Raw genomic sequence first — 748 nt, forward strand, 5'->3', positions numbered from 1 at the left:
CACCGCCACCTCGGCGGCCTCCAGCGACGGCGTGTCCTCTCCGTAGCTGCCGAAGTAGCCGGACAACACGACGGTGTCGACTTCTCCCGCGCGCACGAAGTCCGAAACCGCGTGGGCGTAGTTCTCCAGGTCCTGCTCCCCCGCCCCCGCGAGGTCCACGGGATTCGCTCTTCCGGGCAACGCCGGAACCACAAGTCCTGCGGCACAGGCGAGATCCGCCGCGATCGCCCCCTGCCCACCCGAGTCGGAGATGATCCCGACCCTGGACCCGCGTGGCACACCGGAGGACAACACCGCCGCCAGGTCCACCAGCGCGGCCGGCGTCGTCACCCGAACCGCGCCCGCCCGACGACAAGCCGCGTCGACAACGTCCAAAGAGGACGTCAACGCACCCGTGTGAGACAAAGCGGCTTCCTGCGCCGCAAGAGAAGAGCCGACCGTCAGCAGCACCACCGGCTTCCCGGCCGCGCGCAGCCGGCCCATGGCCGCCACGATCCCGGGCCCGAAGCTCTCCAGATACACCCCGACGACGGTGGTCAGATCGTGGGAAACCAGGTCCAGCAACGCTTCCGCCGCCGTCACGTCCGCCTGGTTGCCCACCGACACGAACCGCGAGACACCCATCCCGGACGCCGCCGCGAGTCCGGCGACCTCCAGCCCGACCTGCCCGCTCTGCGACACCACCCCCAGCGACCCCGGCTGGAACTGCCCCCACGCGAGGTGCAGCGACGTCGCCGCGTCGAACACC

At 70.7% G+C, this 748-nt stretch carries 1 pseudogene; it reads right to left on the bottom strand.

The features are described 5' to 3' along the window. Positions 1-748: pseudogene (locus B0F77_RS46135) on the bottom strand (hypothetical protein); the annotation flags it as partial.

The organism is Lentzea kentuckyensis (assembly GCF_002150765.1).
GTDB lineage: Bacteria > Actinomycetota > Actinomycetes > Mycobacteriales > Pseudonocardiaceae > Lentzea > Lentzea kentuckyensis.